Raw genomic sequence first — 16,302 nt, forward strand, 5'->3', positions numbered from 1 at the left:
ACTCAAGTTGGAAAGCGATCGCTGAATTCAATCGCGAAGCGGTTGAGAGCGGGTTTCCAGTCGCGAATGGGCATGGTCCACTTTTTGGCAATATTTTGAATTGCCAAGTAGATAACTTTTAGGGCAGATTCATCGGTTGGAAAAGCTCGGTGGTTTTTAATCACCTTTCTAAGAGTCATATTCATCGATTCAATCGCATTGGTCGTATAGATTGCTTTACGAATCTCCGGTGAAAAAGCAAAGAAGGGAATAATCCGCTGCCAATGATGAAGCCAAGACCTGCTAATGGTTGGATATTGCTGGTCCCACTGCTCGGCAAACTCAACTAAGCGCTGCTCTGCTTCAGTCTCAGTGCTGGCCGTGTAAATCAGCTTGAGGTCTGCTGCAACCGCCTTACGGTCTTTGTAGGACACATAGCGGAGTGAATTTCGTACCATGTGAACAATGCACAACTGCACCTGGGTTTGAGCAAAGACCGCTTCAATGGCATCGGGAAAGCCAGTGAGGCCATCACAGCAAGCGATGAAGATGTCTTTGAGACCCCTATTTTGCAGCTCTGTGAGCACTTGAAGCCAAAATTTGGCAGACTCGTTCTGGGTCATCCACATCCCCAAGAGTTCTTTGGTGCCAGACAAGTTAACCCCAAGCGCCAAGTGAATCGCTTTGTTGATCACCCGCCCGTCTTGTCTGACTTTGACCACGATGGCATCAAAATAGACGATGGGATAAACCGGGTCGAGCGCGCGATTTTGCCAAATTTTACGCTCCGTTTCAACCGCATCCGTGACGTTCGAGATCAGCCCGGCTGAGACCTCAACGCCATACAGGTCTTGCAGTTGAGCCTGAATGTCACGGGTACTCATGCCCCTGGCATAGAGGGACAAGATCTTGTCATCAAAGCCCTCGAAGCGGGTCTGCCCCTTCTTGACGATGATGGGTTCAAACTCACTGTTGCGGTCACGGGGAACATTGATTTGAGCTTCTCCAAACTCCCCTTTGATGGTCTTCTTGCTGTGGCCGTTGCGGCGGTTACGAGTTGGCTTGACGTCGCTTTCAGGCTCCGCCTGTTGCTCGTCCAGATGGGTTTTCATTTCCGCATTCAAGCAGCGTTCCACCAAAGCCGCCGTGAGCTGCTTAAGAATCCCTCCATCCCCCAGCAGGTCTTCGGGATTCTGATAGCCTTTAAGCAATTCATCCAGGAGTTCAGGTCGAAAAGTCATAGTACGAGTCTCTTAGGTTCAATAGTTCATTAGATCTCATCTCTGACCTTTGACACAATCTAATTTACAATCCCACGCCCCAGGCCCCCCCGGACGAGTTGATCGGTGGGTCGTGTTACAGCGCTTCGCTTTGCTGGAGTGATCGGGCGTTACCTGTGAAGGCTTGTGAGGTTTGGCGTTCCGCCAAGCCCAATAATCCCAACAGGTATCTATTGCGACTCAACAAGTTAGCTTTTTTGGAGGGGGTCTGGGGGACGCAACCGTCCTCCAGCGGGGGCGTGGGGGCAAGCCGCCCCCACAAACGGGGTTTTCGCGACAACTCAACTATCGATCGCAAACAATCCCTAACCCTTCACTTTGGCAACTTCCCTTCCCCTCAGCAAATCCATAATTTCCTCCCGATACGTATGAAACTTCGATAATCGCTTAACGTGATAAGTGCGATCGCACGGTAAATCTATCTCCAACTCTTGCTGCACCGTCCCCGGACGAGCCGACAGCACATAGATCCGCTGAGAAAGAAACACCGCTTCTTCGACATCGTGGGTAATCATTAAAATGCTGGTGCCTGTTTGTCGCCAGAGGTCGAGCAAAAACTCCTGCATGGATTCTTTAGTTTGTACATCCAATGCCCCGAAGGGTTCATCCATCAGCAAAATTTTGGGCTGGCAGGCCAGAGCACGTGCGATCGCAACTCGCTGTTTCATGCCGCCAGAAAGTTCTTTGGGTAGAGAACCGGCAAATTGAGTCAGGCCGACGACATTGAGATAGTAGGAGGCGCGTTGGCGACGTTCGGCTTTATCGATGCCTTGCAGTTTGAGGCCAAATTCGACGTTTTTCTGGACGGTCATCCAGGGATAAAGGGTGTAGCTTTGGAACACCATGCCTCGGTCGGCTCCTGGGCCAATTACGGGTTGGCCATCGACGATGATTTCGCCGGAGGTAGGCTGATCGAGTCCGGCCACCAAGCGTAGCAGGGTGGATTTACCGGAGCCGGATGCGCCAACAACGCAGACAAATTCGCCCGTTTCCACATGAAGGTTAATGTCCTTCAGCGCTACTAGGGTGCCGTTATGAACGGGAAACTGCTTATAGAGGTGGTTAATTTCGAGGTGCATAATCGATTCAAAATACTAAACAAAATAGGAGCGGAATTTATATCAATTCGGTGAGTCTCGTAGGTTGGATTTCGCGTTGCTCAACCCAACATTTTCAGGGCTTGTTGGGTTTCGTTATCACTCAACCCAACCTACAAAATTGATGACTAGCTCAAAATGCCCATTTACAGGTAAATTTCAAGAGCTGACGAAAGAAGAGATCTAGGCCAAAACCAATCAGCCCCAGCACAATCAAGCAGGCAAAAATCTCATCGGTGTTGAGGAACTTCTGAGCGAGCACAATGCGCTTACCGAGGCCAACTTCGGCGGCGAGCAGTTCCGCTACGACCACCAGGTTCCAAGATGTGGCGATGTTGATCCGGAAGGCGTCAATGATGCTGGGCACCACGTATGGCGTAATCACTTGAAACAACACCTGAGACCGTCTGCCGCCGAGAGTGTAGGTGGATTCAATCAGGTCTTTGGGCACGAACTTGACCGCATCCATAATCATCAGGATGTTGAAAAACAATGTGCCAATAAAAATCAGCGCGATCTTGGGGGCTTCACCAATGCCCAGGTAGATGATCAGTAACGGAATAAACGCGGGCGCAGGCATGTAGCGCAGGATGCCGCTGATCGGTTCAAACAGCGATCGCACACTAGCAAAGGCTCCCATTGCAATGCCAATCGGTGTAGCGATGATGGCCGACAGCAAAAAGCCAATGCTGACACGGGAAAAGCTGGCACCAATGTCCTGTAGGAGAAATCCTCGTTCCCAAAGACCAACGAGGGCGGCAACGACATCAGCGGGACTGGGCAGAAAGACTGAATCAATTTCAGTCAAAGCGGTCAGTGCCCACCATGCGGTTAGCGGAATCGCAACGGACAACGTCATCAGTAGCCAACTCAGAGAGGTTGGGATACGTTCTGCAATCCGCCAAAAAACGGTGGGCTTGAGCTGTCCGGCAGGTACGCTCAAGGGTTCAGCAGGGCTAAAGTCAGGATTCATGCTTAAAAATTAAAAATAAGTGTGCGAGGAAGCTGGGTAGGGGCGAAATGCCTTTCGCCCTCAGACAGTGGAATCAATAGGCAATTAACATTTGAAAATAAAATATGGTGGGTATCGCCGGTAAATCTGGTAGGGGCGAATGGCCATTCGCCCCTACGTAACCTAAACGGGCATCACCTAACCTGCCTGCGTCGCGGCGTACGCTTCAACAAAACGGCTATCAAACAGGGTGGCCAAATCAGGTGCTTCGGGAATAAAACCAACGTCCACCATGAAATTGGCCATTTCTTGAGCAGCGTAGGGCATGTGCGTCATGTCATCGCCATCGCTAAAAGCCTCTAGGTTGTCCTCAAGTGTGAACATCCTGGTGCCTTCTTTCAGCATTTGCAGCTCTTCAATCGAGACATTGGCGCGGGCAGCCATGATTTCGTCGGCCCGTTCGGGATTCTCTTCCATAAAGGCGAGAATATCGAACCAGGTATTGACCATTGCTTGCGCTTGATCAGGCCTCTCGTCAACTAGCGTTTGAGTCAACACGAGTAGGTCAGGAATCGCTCCCGGATATTCTGCGGACGACAGCAATTCTTTGCTACCTTCTCGCTTCAGCGCCGTCAGCCAAAAGGGAGGAAACGCACCTACGGCATCCACTTGGCCAGCGGCAAAGGCGGCAGCAGCAGCGCCCGTTTCTAGATCAACAATTTCCACATCATCACGGGACATACCATTCTCTTCCAGGGCCAGCGTCAGCAAAAAATCATCGACGACGCCTGCTTCCACGGCCACTTTTTTGCCTGCCAAGTCCTGAATCGAATTGATGTCTTCCGTGACGATAATCTTGTCGTTGCCAGCGGAGTTGTCGTTCACCAAGACAACAACCTCGCCATTCACGGCGTCAGCGGCAAAGGAAATGGTGTCGTTCAGCGTTTGACAGTTGCCGTCAAGCTGACCAGCAGCCAAAGCTTCCATTGACGCCAGATAGCCGTCGAACCACTTCAGCTCCACATTGGCTCCGTTTTGCTCAAATAGCCCTTCCTCTTCCGCGATTGCCCACGGCCACCAGCCCGCCCAGTTGCTATACCCAATTACAATCGTTTCTCCGGCAGGAGCGGGAGCCACTGCATCGGGCGATTCGCTCGTCTCTTGGTTTCTGGGTGTACAGCCAACTGCGATCGCAGTTGCCAGCACAAACATGACGCAAAGCGAAAGGAGTCTGCGTAACTTCATCAACTTTCCTCAAAAACAAAACTTCAATCACAGAGAACACGCAACAGGTCACCCACAACAGCCAATCCACCTTTGAACCCAATCCAAAAATCGGCAATCCAAAATACAAAATCAAATCAAGGCAGGTTCAGTTTGGTGAACCAGGTGCGATCGCACCCAGTCGTACCAGCTATCTAACCCTTCGCCTGTTTTGGCGGAAACCGGGATAATCGCGCAGTGGGGATTCATCTGACGCACGTTGGCTTCAATTTGGGCCAAGTCCACGTCTAGGTAAGGCGCGAGATCAATTTTGGTGATCAGCAGACAGTTAGCTTCTTGGAACATCACCGGATATTTCAGCGGTTTGTCCTCTCCTTCTGTGACGCTCAGGAGTGCGACCTTGGCGTGTTCGCCCACTTCAAACTCTGCTGGGCACACAAGATTGCCCACGTTTTCCACCAGCACCAGGTCAAACTGATTGGGGTCGTACTGGTGACTGAGCTGATGAATGCCGCCCGCCACCATCTTGGAATCGAGATGGCAGGAGCGCCCGGTGTTGATCGCAATCACGGGTACACCATGCTGCCGGATGCGCTCGGCATCCAGCTCTGTGGTCATATCGCCTTCAATCACGGCAATCTTTAAATCAGCGCTCAGCTTAGCAATGGTGCGCTCTAGCAGTGCAGTTTTGCCTGCCCCTGGGCTGCTCATGACGTTGAAGCAGGTGATGCCCCACTCGTCGAAATGTTCGCGGTTGTGATCGGCTCCTTCCTGATTCGCGTGGAGCAGATTAATTCCCAGAGCGGCGTCTACGGTTTGATGCATAAGAATACAGCGTTAACGGTGTTGATTTCGGAAAATTGGACAAAATACGGTCTTGGTGAGGCTGAAATGGCTTAAGTGAGTGATTACGGCGAATAGCTCGCAGCAGTGGCATATTCCACCCGATCAATTTTCAGCTCACGGCCCGAACGGATATCTTCCATCGGGCTGCCGCAGTCGGGGCAAGCGTAGCGCAGGCCAATTTCGGGCTGATACTCCTGCTGGCAGGGATGACAATAGGCAATCAGTGGCACATCTTGAATCACTAATTCGGCTCCGTCTAAAAACGTGCCGCGCGTTTGGGCATCAAAGGCAAACTGGAGACCAGCGGGTTCCACGCAGGTAAACTGCCCCACGACCAGATGCACCTTCGCAATGGGCTGCTGCTCCGCTTGCGACTCCCACCAGTCGCGCAGGGTGATAATCAGCGCTTTGGTCATATCAACTTCATGCATGGGTCACCTCCTACTGCCACGGTTCATCGACAACTTGCGCTTCCTCATGGATGTAGTCAGGTTTGCCGTTGCGCGGTAGCTGACCGGACAGCACCAAATGCGCCATCGTGTCGCAAATCACGCGGGTCGCCATTAGCGAGGTCATGTCGCTGACATCGTAGGGTGGGGACACTTCTACGACTTCGAGGCCGCAAACAGGAGCTTTTTGCACAATTTTGCCCAGTAGATACAGTGCCTCGCGCGGCAGCAGGCCACCGGGTTCTGGCCAGCCCGTCCCAGGGACGAATCCGGCATCAATACAGTCAATATCGAAGCTAATCCACACGCAGTCTGTACCATCTAGCGCTCGCTCTAAGGCAAAATCTACGGCGGCATCTAGCCCCATTTCTGTAATATCGGTGACGGTCAGGATATTGGTGCTGCGCTCTCGGCAGACTTTCACGCCTGGGCGAGGCACTTGCCAGCCACCAATCCCGAGCTGTACTAGGTTCTTTGCAGGCGCATTGGCCATGTTGGTCGCATGGAACCAGGGACAGGTGTGCATCCGCTCGTCCAAGTCCGTTTCCTGTGTATCCACGTGGCGATCAAAGTGGATAATGCCAATTTTCTTGTCGCCTAGGTGACGGCAAACGCCCCGCACCGTGGGGAAACCGATGGAGTGGTCGCCGCCCAGAATGATGGGGAATGCGCCGGAGCTGAAAATATGGGAAATGCCTTTGGAAATTTGGTCGAACGACTTTTCGTTGTTGGCCGGAATGGTGAAGATATCGCCCACGTCGCACAGGGTAATTTGCTCCCGCAGATCCACGCCTAGCTCAAAGTTGTAGGGCGTATACAAGGCTGAAATCCGCCGAATGCCCTGCGGCCCAAACCGCGTACCGGGTCGGTAGGTGGTACCTGAATCGTGGGGCACCCCCACAATCGCGACATCGTACTCGCCCACCTGCCGCACGTCTTCCAGATAGGGCGCTTTCAAAAAGGTGTTGATGCCCGCAAAGTGCGGCAGTTCGCCCCGTGAAAAAGTGGAAATTGTGCGATCGCGGATGCTCTCAGCCGCTTCCAGACCATACTCTAAGCCTTTGGACACTTCCTGCTGCCAGCCCGTCATCGGCAGCTGGGTTTCTTTTTGTAAGGCTCGTTGAGCTTCGGTATCCCCTGGATTTTGAAACAATGATTCGTCAGTCATGAACTCAGGCACCTAAATAAATTGGGTCGAATCTGTTATAGGTCAATGCCAGCAATAGCGAGCGAAAATTTTGCCCCAGATTCCCATTCAATCAACAAAAATTAGCTACAAAAAAACCGGGGAAACGCAAACAAAGCTGCTAACCTTGCTGCTGTTTCTCCCGGGCTTTTGTCCCGCCGTGTGACCAAGCATGTTTTCCATCTAATAGCACTTAAATGGTGTTATGACTTGGCTGCCCCTCTTGAACCAGACGCGATGGCTATATCTTGCAAATCCGTTAATCAGACCAAGCGATAGTCTTGGATTTCATAACTGGAACTTGCATGAGACATGGCTAAAGCCGGAACCCTAGAAGCAATTTTGGATGAATTAAAGAGTTTGAGTTGTCTAGTCCAAGGAATACCAATCCGCCGCTGAGGCAGGGGTAGCTTCTGATACAAAAAGCGGAAATAGTTCAGCTCAAACGCTTGATGTGGACAGAAACAGCCAGTTTTTCGGCACTCGCCATCTTTCGTTACAATAGTTAATTAAGCAAAACTTTAAGTATTTAGGATGCGTTAGGCGCTAACGGTACTTGTTTAGCATGGCACTTTGTACAGATCCCCCTTAAATCCCCCTTAAAAAGGGGGAACTTTGAGGCAGCTCGTGAATTAGCCCCCTTTTTAAGGGTAGGGCTGATTCTCTAAAAAAAGAAAATGCTCGTAAGTCCTATTTCCTCGTTCAACCCGTTTTGGCAAAGAACCATAAATTGGGAGTTACAGAATTATTATTCTGCTAGAGAATCAGCCCTACTTTTTAAGGGGGCGGCGACAGCGGGGGATCGTACAGCTACGCTAAACAAGTACCGCTAACGCATCAATTCCCAATTCGTTACAGTTGCCTACGATGTCTTCGACTCCTCAAACCATTCAGTACCCACCCTCTACGTTGGCTCGTGCTGAGCGAGCGGTGCGCTGTAGCCCGTTTCGACCTCAGCTTTTTGCAACAATTCAGTGGCAAAGCGTGGAGCTACGTGCGATCGCATCTGAGCGAGGTGTCCGCAATGGCTACACCACTCGCGCTTTGCCCGAACTAGTGGCCGAAAATGAACTGCTATGGCTGATTCAAGTTGGCCTGCTGCGGCGCGAAGTTGATGGTCAGGGCTTAACCGACAGCTTCCGGCTCACTCCCCTGGGACGGCAGCTGGTGCGGCGTTGGGAACAGCAAGGGGACAAGTCTCTATCGGCTTCCTGGCTTGACCAGCTATTAAATTGGCTGAATCGCTGGTTTCGGCGGCCTAGTTGGTTGTCATAGTAAAGGAGTAGTCTCGCTCCTTGAACTTTGCTAATTACGTTTGTTGCGTTTATTGGACTGCTGGGCTTCACGGTGATCAATCCGCGATCGCAACTTCGCTTACGGCAAAAATCGCGTGAAAGCTGGATTCTGGATATCAGTGGTTTGTGGGTACAGGGGCTAATTATTCCTTGGCTACAAATTGTGCTGGTGATGCGGCTGTATGGCTGGTTGATGCCGTCGGCTCAAGCGACGCTATCGCTGCATCCTGTGCTGGCGTTTTTGCTCAGTTTTGTGGCGGTGGACTATTTATATTACTGGAATCATCGGTTGCTGCATTTGCGATCGCTCTGGTTCATTCATCGGGTTCACCACACGGTGACGGATATGGATGTGCTGGGTACGTCACGTAATACGCTGTGGAGCAGCTTTTTCATTGTGTATTTGTGGGTACATGCGCTGTTTATTTTCTGGCTGGCTGACCCAACTTGGTACGTGATCGGCGTTGGCCTGTCGAATGCGCTGGATTTATGGCGACACAGTGAGGCGCATTTGCCGAATTGGATCAGTCGCTGGTTATCGCCGTTGCTGATTTTGCCGATTGACCATGCGACACATCACCATCGAGACTTTTGTGGGACGAACTTTGGGGCAAACTTGAAAGTTTGGGATTGGTTGCATAGGACGGCTTGTGAGGAAATACGTTCGGCTTTGCCGCCGCATAGAGAATTGCAGGTTCCTCTAGCAGATAGCTTAGGTATACCGTTGAAGATCGGCTTAATACGCCAGCTTCTACTACCGCTATAGCGTTGAGCGGTCAACCCATCAACTATTTTGAATTCTGGCTTTAGCCGGCTTCAACTTTACAGCCAGTTCACTCAACATGCCCAGAATGCAAGTCCAAGCCAATACATAACAAGGAAACAAATAACGCCAGAATGGAAAAGAATCAGGAATTAAATTACCAAATGCATATACCACACTAAATAATGCAGGGATCGTCCATTCAATACGACGAGCAACCAGCCCAATTAATACTGTCAAAATTGAGACTATATAGAAAAAGTAGTGCCTGAAAGTAAAATTGGTAATTGGAAAAGCTAGCATCCAATTTATGACTTTTCCGTATGCTTCTTGAGCCAGCGGGATTTTGCTATCTAAGCCAATATTTAAATCTACCATTCTGGGCATCGGGGGATGATCGGTGGTACCTCCCCAGTCTTGGTACATGACCCTTGACTTTTGTAGTACATGGGCGGAATTACAGGCTTTATGCCTTGCATATGCAATTGGATATTGGAACATCATGTCTATAGTCTTGTGCATAATAAAGCGAGACTCTTCTAGAACTAGCTGTTCCTTATCCGCCAACCTAATATTTCTGGCCCAAATCATGGGAAACACGCAATTAAAACCATCACCCATAAAAAGGTCAAACGTTCCATTGCCAAACCTTTCATCAATCGACTGTCGTTCGGCTTCCAATTCAGCCTCACTGATAATGGATTTGGCATTATGAATAGTTCCGACATACTGACTAAGGAAGACCTGACCTGCTGGTGATTCTCCAGTTACATTAGGACTGATCTCAACTAGTTTGCCTGGAACAATTAGAAGAATAAGCATTAACGGCAGTGCCTTTAACGCCCGGGAAACTTTATTCTGCCTCCATGCAAAATAGAACAGATATCCAATAGGAATCGGAATCAATACAACCGCTTCGCGACGAAAACAAATCGCAATTGAAAGACAAATGATCGACAACAAAAACGACGATTGACTATTAAGTCGAAACGCACGAATTAGACAAGCCGCTGATAGCATCACAAATGACGCCATAGACGTATTTGAAATTGCCGCATTTGAGTACAGCCAGATCTGCGGAATCAGAGCAATAACAACCGTACTGATAAAAAACAATTTGGGCTTTTGGATAATTTGCCACAGCAAATAGAAGGTAGAACTCCAGAAAGCAAACCCTTGAAGACTACTGAATAAGCTTTGATTTTTGACAATGAACTGCGTCAAGTGCATGATCATTGCCAAGAACGGAGGATGCCAGGCATTATATTTGTTAATCAGTGCCTGTTCCCAGGCCATGCTCGCATCATAGGACACAATTCCTGGATAGAAAACGAGCATCAAGAAAACGCTTAGCGTCATAGAAGCTGAGAAAATATAAATTGGCAAAATCGGCAACGCATATTTTCTGTAGTCTATTCTGTCGCTATACAGCAATAAGTAGGCACTGAGACCAAGACTGACTAAAACCGCCCATTCTAATAAACAGAAAATAACCGCCATCAGCACAGCCAAAAACAGAGGCAGTTGGAACGTAAACGAAATAAACAAGCCAGGGTCAGAGAACGTACTTAGCCAGATAGGGAAACTGAGTACTCCTAAAACGGCTGCAGTTAAACTTACCCATTTAGTAACTTTCTGGTGTTCTGTAAACAAAAAATACAGGTTATTTAGAGTAGCTGAATCTTTTATTTTCATTTGAGCAATCAATAATTTATAAAGTCAGCTGTCTTAATTGCTTGAAATACACGGATATTAATGTTTTATCGAGCACTAGCTAGTTACTGATTGGCTTGAAGAGATATAACTTGCGCTTGTTTTCCAAGCCTATGTATCAGGCCTAAATTCCATGCCAGCTTTGTGCCAACAGTATTCGGGCCATGTTTGGCGATGTAATCTCTTTCATACAGCAGATTCATACAGCAAAAAAATGTTTGCTCAAGAGTGAGTTGGGATTAGTTGGAAGTATATCAAAGTTTAAGAAGTAACAGCCCTTCTTATCTTTCCTCGCCATCATTACCATCATTGGTGACATCGTCCTCATTGGGTGACAGCGTGGCTGTGCGAGGTGGACGATTGCCGTTGTGGGTATCAGCTTGGGAGGAGTGGTGACCGTCTTGTTGGTCAACATCGCGATCGCGGTTTTGCCCAAATCGTCCGCCTTGAATTTGCATGGGTAGCGTGTCCACGCCGTGGAACCACAGATCTTGCTGAGGAATGGGAATCTGAATATTGGCTTTGTCGAAGGCAAGCTTGAGGCGGCGGCGATATTCGCGAGCAACGTCCCACTGCTTCATCGGTTGAGTTTTAATCCACAGGCGAATGATGACGCCGTTTTGGCCGAAGTCATCAACACCGAGCATATTGGGTTCTTCCAAAAACAGCGGTTGCCAGTCGGGTTCATGCCGCATATCTTCAGCGACTCGATGCATGATCGATTGTGCTTGTTCTAAATCGGAGTGATAGGCGACTGGGATTTGCAGGTCTACCCGTGACCAGTTGTTGGTCAGGTTGGCCACTGCGCCAATTTGGCTGGTAGGGACAGAAATTAGTCGTCCGGCGGTATCGCGGAGCTTGGTGACGCGCAGGTTGAAGTCTTCGACGACGCCAGCAAGGCCGTGGTTATCTTCCAGCACCACAACGTCACCAATGGCGTATTGGTCTTCCAGGATGATAAAAATGCCGTTGACTGCGCCGCGAATCAGATTCTGGAAGATGAGTGAAATGGCGACGCTCAATAAGCTAAAGCTGGTGAGTAAGACGGCTAAGTCAATACCGGCAACGGCTAGAGCAATCAGAACGCCAATCACAATCCAGGCAAAAACAGCAATATTTTTCAGGACGCTGGATACGGTGGAAACCCTAAGTTCAGTCCGCCGATTATGCTGAGGCGCAATGTTAATGCCCATCATGAAGCGATTAATTAACACAAAGCTGAGCCGTGCGCCGACGTAGGCCACCACAATCACAATGATGGCCAATAGAGGAACCCGCAGTACAGCGATTACACTTTCCTGTAGTGCTCTCGTTTCAGGGAAAATGCCTAAAATCAGCACGACTGCACCAATGAACAGGATGACCTGTAGCAGCTGTAGGACGCGCCGCTGAATTTCATGCAGATTCTTGTGCTGCTCTTGCTCAACTTCGTCCGATTCACCCGGTTGAGTAAACCAGCCCAAAATCTGATTGGATAGCCAGGTTCGCTTCTGCAGCAGCCCCGCCAAGAGAATGAGCAATAGCGCTCCCACACCAATAACCGCTGATCGAGTGACCTGCTGAATCCGTGCATCTGACTGGCGGGCCTGCCGCGCCTCTTGTAAGACTTCTGGTAAGCGCTGTTCTAGCTCTCGGGCTAAGGCCCAGGGAGTCAGGCCGAGGAGTTCGGCATCCTGCTGATTGAGCGTGGTCAGATAAGTCCCGTTGACATAAATGCTGGGTAGCTCTTGCTCCCCTGTCGCCTCAATCGTTACGTCCAAGTCTGCACTGTCTTGGCTGACATATTCGTTGCGAATCTGCTCCAGATTGGTTTCAACTTGGTTAACCCGTCGGGACAGCGCCGCCTGAGGGGCCGTCACCTGAAACACCCGTTCTCCATCGAGAGTGATCCAGCCCGCTGCATTTTCTGTACTGGCGCTATCGCCCCCGCCAGCCGATAAGTTCGGTAGCGAAATTTGCTGGAGCACTGGCGGCTGCGATGCAGGTGCAAGCTGGGCTTGAGCAGGCTGAGCCCAAAACGTGCCCAGCAGACTGCTGAGGCCCAAGCTGATGACGCAGAGCAGACCACAAAGCCAGCGCCACCACAATCGTTGGGATAATGGTCGGCATAATGGTCGGGATAGAAGATGCGATCGCAAATCTACACCCCTTGCCACAGTTTTACGCTGCCGCATATTCGGTTTTCTTGGCGGTGATTGGGATGAATAAGGCACAACTAAATCTTTGATGACGACTCAAAAACGTTTGAATTACAGTCCGCAGATTAAGCAAATCTACTCATCCATTCATCATTCGCAAGTGAGAGACTCCAATGCTATAAGGTAGACTGCCAAAACCCTTTGTGTGCTTGAAAATACGGGGATCAGACCTGTTTCTCAGACGCTTTTCAGACAAACTACTTTGTCTCTAGGAACAACTGCTATACAATCCATGCAGCAATGGATTGAGCACACAACTTGCACCCCAAAGTGGGTCAATCTCCTAAAGAGGACAACCCTTGGTGGATGACGAATCTCGCACTCGGATCAATCGCCTAGCCGTCTTGATTGATGCCGACAATGCTAGAGCTGATTTAGTAGAGCCGCTGCTGAAAGAAGTGGCCAAATACGGCACGGCTAATGTCAAGCGCATCTACGGCGACTGGACGCGATCGCACTTAGCCAGTTGGAAGGAAAAGCTGAATCAGCATGCGATTCAGCCGATCCAGCAGTTTGCCTATACAACGGGCAAAAACGCTACCGACAGCGCCCTGATCATCGACGCGATGGATTTGCTCTACACCGAGAACTTCGATGGCTTTTGCATTGTTTCCAGCGACAGCGACTTTACTCGGTTGGCCTCCCGTTTGCGAGAAGCCGGGCTGGCCGTGTACGGCTTTGGCGAACAAAAAACGCCGGAAGCCTTTGTGAAAGCCTGCGATCGCTTTATCTATACCGAAATTCTAGAAGACACCGATGATGAAGTTGCGGATGAAGTCGCTGGTGATGAAATCACTTCGGGACAACCCACACCCGTCAAATCCGTTAAGCAAAAATCTAATAAACGTAGCGGTTCAACCCTGCGCCGCGATCGCAAGTTAGTGAAACTCCTGATCGACGCTTACGAAGCCACTGCCGAAGAAGACGGTTGGGCCAACCTGGGACCGCTCGGCTCTCAGCTCAACAAACTTTCATCCTCATTTGACGCCCGCAACTACGGCTACAAAAAACTCGGTGAACTGGTGCGCGCCATTGGCCTATTCGACGTGCAGGAAATTCGGCGCGGCAACGCCGTCAAAGGCATCCGCGTCTGCCTCAAATCTGAACATTAAATTCCCCTTGCTTCCCTGCTCCCGCTCTCAACTCATCAATCTACGTCATGATGAGGGAATAGAAATCTCAAACCTAAGGAGAATTCGCTCATGCAACCTGAAGTCAATGTAAAATCAGCATCGTTGTATGACACCGACTTCCAACTCTGGATTGAGCAAACGGTAGAGCAGTTACGAGATCGCAACTTTAGCCAGCTTGATCTAGAAAATTTAATTGAGGAGATCGAAAGCTTGGGTAGAAGTGATAAACGCGCGATTTCCAGCTACTTAATGCGACTCTGTGAACATATTCTCAAGCTGAAATACTGGGAATCTGAGCGAGAAAGATATTTTCGAGGCTGGGTATCAGAGATCAACAATTTTCGCTTAGAAATTGATTTGATCCTGAAAGACAGTCCCAGCTTAAAATCATTCCTCAATGGCAACTTTTTCGCCGCTTACCGAAAGGGTAGACGAAATTTTCTTAACACTTCGCTGCTAGCGGCTGATTTAATTCCCGAAGAACCAGACTTTACGCTCGAACAAGCACTTGACGAAGATTGGCTGCCCTGGCAGCCCCAATAGTTTCCGTTACACTGCATGAGAGACTTCATGGGTTATATCGATCAATGTCCTCAATCGGTCGTCAAATCATCACGCTTGTAGGTGCGATCGCACTTTGCCTCAGCCTCTGTGCCTGCAATGCTCTCCCCTTTACGCAAACCTTCAGCGGCACCTTTGATCCCGCCCAGCCCTATCGGACCACCTCGCCCAGTTCGGACGGCATTGGCAAAGTTTACCTGGGGCGCGAAATTGCTCAGGTGATGGGCTATCGGGGCGCTTACTGGCTAGAGCGCATGGGCCGCAGCTTGGAGGAACGGCCCCAACTGGCCATCCAAGCACTTGATCTGGAACCCGATAATGTCGTGGCCGATATTGGCGCAGGCACAGGCTACTTTACGTTTCGCATGAGTCCCCTGGTGCCAGAGGGTCAGGTACTGGCGGTAGACGTACAGCCGGAAATGCTGGAACTGATCCGCGATCGCATCTCCGAAAAAGCGGTCACGAACGTGGAACCCGTTCAGGGCGCTATTGACAATCCTCATCTGCCTGAAAACAGCGTTGATCTGGCCTTGATGGTGGATGCCTACCACGAGTTTGAATATCCCTACGAAATGATGACGAACTTGGTCAAAGCGCTGAAGCCCGGTGGCCGAGTCGTTTTGGCCGAATACAAAGGCGAAAACCCATTTATCCAAATCAAGCGACTGCACAAAATGACCGAGCAGCAAGTGCGCCGCGAAATGGAAGTTGTTGGCCTACACTGGCTCAAAACCTACGATGAGCTACCGCAGCAGCATCTTCTATTCTTCGAAAAGCCTGCAGTCTAACCAAATTCTAGGGCTGTTCAGGTTTGGATTGAGGGTTGAGGAGTCGCGCAAAGCACGACTCCTCAACCCTCGGAACTATTAAAACAAAGCTGACAGACTACTAGGCATAAGAATTTACGTGAGTTTATACACGACCAAAAGCGAGGTCAAAAGCTTTGGTCAAACCGAACTATCTCACTACGAGTAATATCGACCTCGATATCAGCCCGATATCCTGGTTCAAAATAGCCGCCACTGCCAATGATCACAGCAGGAGCGTTTGTGGTCATCGACACGGCAACATTTAAGTCGGTCTCACTGTCGGGATAGACTTCAACGACCCGCTGTTCACCAGGGGACAGATCTATCAGCACGTAGGATGCACCACGCACGCTGACCGTTACAGTCGGAAGTGCAACAGTATCGACATTACTTACCACAACCTTTGCGCCGTAGTTATCCCAGGTGACATAGGTAATTGCGATCGCAACTGCCAAACATAAGATCGCGCCAATGATAACTTTTCCCCAACGCGGCAACTTCATGGTGTTCTGTTTTACGACAGTTCAGCTCTAATTTAACTGGGTCTATTGGCAGTTTTCACGGTGCGCTGAATACGAAAATCCCTTTCCCGCTTTGAGAAGGGATTTTGGAGCGTTATACGAAGTCCAGTTAAAACCCGATAATTTATTGTTGGCAAAAGGCAGGCTAAGCCTGCCTTTTGCCAACAATAGTTCAGGTTCCTGTCCTGTACACGGACTTGATATTACTTCGGATCGTAAGACCAACCTTGAGGCACATCCATTCCGTCTGGATTGGTGCGATCTTCGGCAGGACGAACACCAGACTTATCGATTAA

At 49.8% G+C, this 16,302-nt stretch carries 15 protein-coding genes; 5 read left to right on the forward strand and 10 right to left on the reverse strand.

What is annotated here, in order from left to right; all coding sequences use genetic code 11:
• Nucleotides 1-2: 2 nt before the first annotated feature.
• The 7 genes from AC286M_RS34980 to AC286M_RS35010 form a co-directional block, all read right to left on the reverse strand.
• Entirely contained in the window at nt 3-1,220 is a 1,218-nt protein-coding gene (locus AC286M_RS34980; protein ID WP_488202914.1) for an IS256 family transposase, read from the reverse strand.
• 344 nt (nt 1,221-1,564) lie between these two features.
• Complete coding sequence (locus AC286M_RS34985) at nt 1,565-2,338, reverse strand: ABC transporter ATP-binding protein (RefSeq protein WP_488208791.1); 774 nt, start codon at nt 2,336-2,338, stop codon at nt 1,565-1,567.
• Between the two features lie 151 nt (nt 2,339-2,489).
• Entirely contained in the window at nt 2,490-3,329 is an 840-nt protein-coding gene (locus AC286M_RS34990) for an ABC transporter permease (RefSeq protein WP_488208792.1), read from the reverse strand.
• Nucleotides 3,330-3,506: 177 nt separating this feature from the next.
• Nucleotides 3,507-4,553 (reverse strand): ABC transporter substrate-binding protein, encoded by a 1,047-nt coding sequence (locus AC286M_RS34995; RefSeq protein WP_488208793.1) that lies wholly within the window; start codon nt 4,551-4,553, stop codon nt 3,507-3,509.
• 111 nt (nt 4,554-4,664) lie between these two features.
• Nucleotides 4,665-5,357: a hydrogenase nickel incorporation protein HypB gene (gene hypB, locus AC286M_RS35000; protein ID WP_488208794.1), complete on the reverse strand. Its 693-nt coding sequence runs from the start codon at nt 5,355-5,357 to the stop codon at nt 4,665-4,667.
• An 83-nt stretch (nt 5,358-5,440) separates the two neighbouring features.
• On the reverse strand, nt 5,441-5,809 hold the full coding sequence (gene hypA, locus AC286M_RS35005) for a hydrogenase maturation nickel metallochaperone HypA (RefSeq protein ID WP_488208795.1): 369 nt from the start codon (nt 5,807-5,809) through the stop codon (nt 5,441-5,443).
• A 10-nt stretch (nt 5,810-5,819) separates the two neighbouring features.
• On the reverse strand, nt 5,820-6,995 hold the full coding sequence (locus AC286M_RS35010; RefSeq protein ID WP_488208796.1) for an agmatinase family protein: 1,176 nt from the start codon (nt 6,993-6,995) through the stop codon (nt 5,820-5,822).
• 885 nt (nt 6,996-7,880) lie between these two features.
• On the opposite strand from AC286M_RS35010, the gene AC286M_RS35015 reads away from it, so the two are divergent.
• Together AC286M_RS35015 and AC286M_RS35020 are read left to right on the forward strand one after the other, a co-directional pair.
• The gene (locus tag AC286M_RS35015) at nt 7,881-8,288 is read left to right on the forward strand and encodes an Npun_F0494 family protein (RefSeq protein ID WP_488208797.1); all 408 of its coding nucleotides are present in this window, start codon (nt 7,881-7,883) and stop codon (nt 8,286-8,288) included.
• Between the two features lie 27 nt (nt 8,289-8,315).
• Nucleotides 8,316-9,074, forward strand: a complete 759-nt coding sequence (locus tag AC286M_RS35020; protein WP_488208798.1) for a sterol desaturase family protein — start codon at nt 8,316-8,318, stop codon at nt 9,072-9,074.
• An 18-nt stretch (nt 9,075-9,092) separates the two neighbouring features.
• Here AC286M_RS35020 and AC286M_RS35025 read toward each other — a convergent pair whose 3' ends face one another.
• Together AC286M_RS35025 and AC286M_RS35030 are read right to left on the reverse strand one after the other, a co-directional pair.
• Complete coding sequence (locus AC286M_RS35025; protein ID WP_488208799.1) at nt 9,093-10,766, reverse strand: hypothetical protein; 1,674 nt, start codon at nt 10,764-10,766, stop codon at nt 9,093-9,095.
• Between the two features lie 299 nt (nt 10,767-11,065).
• A complete protein-coding gene (locus AC286M_RS35030; protein WP_488208800.1) occupies nt 11,066-12,958 on the reverse strand; it encodes a mechanosensitive ion channel family protein in 1,893 nt (630 codons plus the stop codon).
• A gap of 326 nt (nt 12,959-13,284) precedes the next feature.
• Between AC286M_RS35030 and AC286M_RS35035 the strand changes: the two genes are divergently transcribed.
• From AC286M_RS35035 to AC286M_RS35045, 3 genes are all read left to right on the forward strand, one after another.
• Nucleotides 13,285-14,094 (forward strand): NYN domain-containing protein, encoded by an 810-nt coding sequence (locus tag AC286M_RS35035; RefSeq protein WP_488208801.1) that lies wholly within the window; start codon nt 13,285-13,287, stop codon nt 14,092-14,094.
• Nucleotides 14,095-14,184: 90 nt separating this feature from the next.
• Nucleotides 14,185-14,658 carry a DUF29 domain-containing protein gene (locus AC286M_RS35040; RefSeq protein WP_488208802.1) on the forward strand — a complete coding sequence of 158 codons (474 nt, stop codon included), beginning with the start codon at nt 14,185-14,187 and terminating at the stop codon, nt 14,656-14,658.
• 44 nt (nt 14,659-14,702) lie between these two features.
• Nucleotides 14,703-15,464 (forward strand): class I SAM-dependent methyltransferase, encoded by a 762-nt coding sequence (locus tag AC286M_RS35045; RefSeq protein WP_488208803.1) that lies wholly within the window; start codon nt 14,703-14,705, stop codon nt 15,462-15,464.
• Between the two features lie 146 nt (nt 15,465-15,610).
• Here AC286M_RS35045 and AC286M_RS35050 read toward each other — a convergent pair whose 3' ends face one another.
• Nucleotides 15,611-15,988, reverse strand: coding sequence for a hypothetical protein (locus tag AC286M_RS35050; RefSeq protein WP_488208804.1), 378 nt, complete (start codon nt 15,986-15,988; stop codon nt 15,611-15,613).
• Nucleotides 15,989-16,302 lie beyond the last annotated feature (314 nt).

This window comes from Thainema salinarum CENA647, assembly GCF_057732415.1.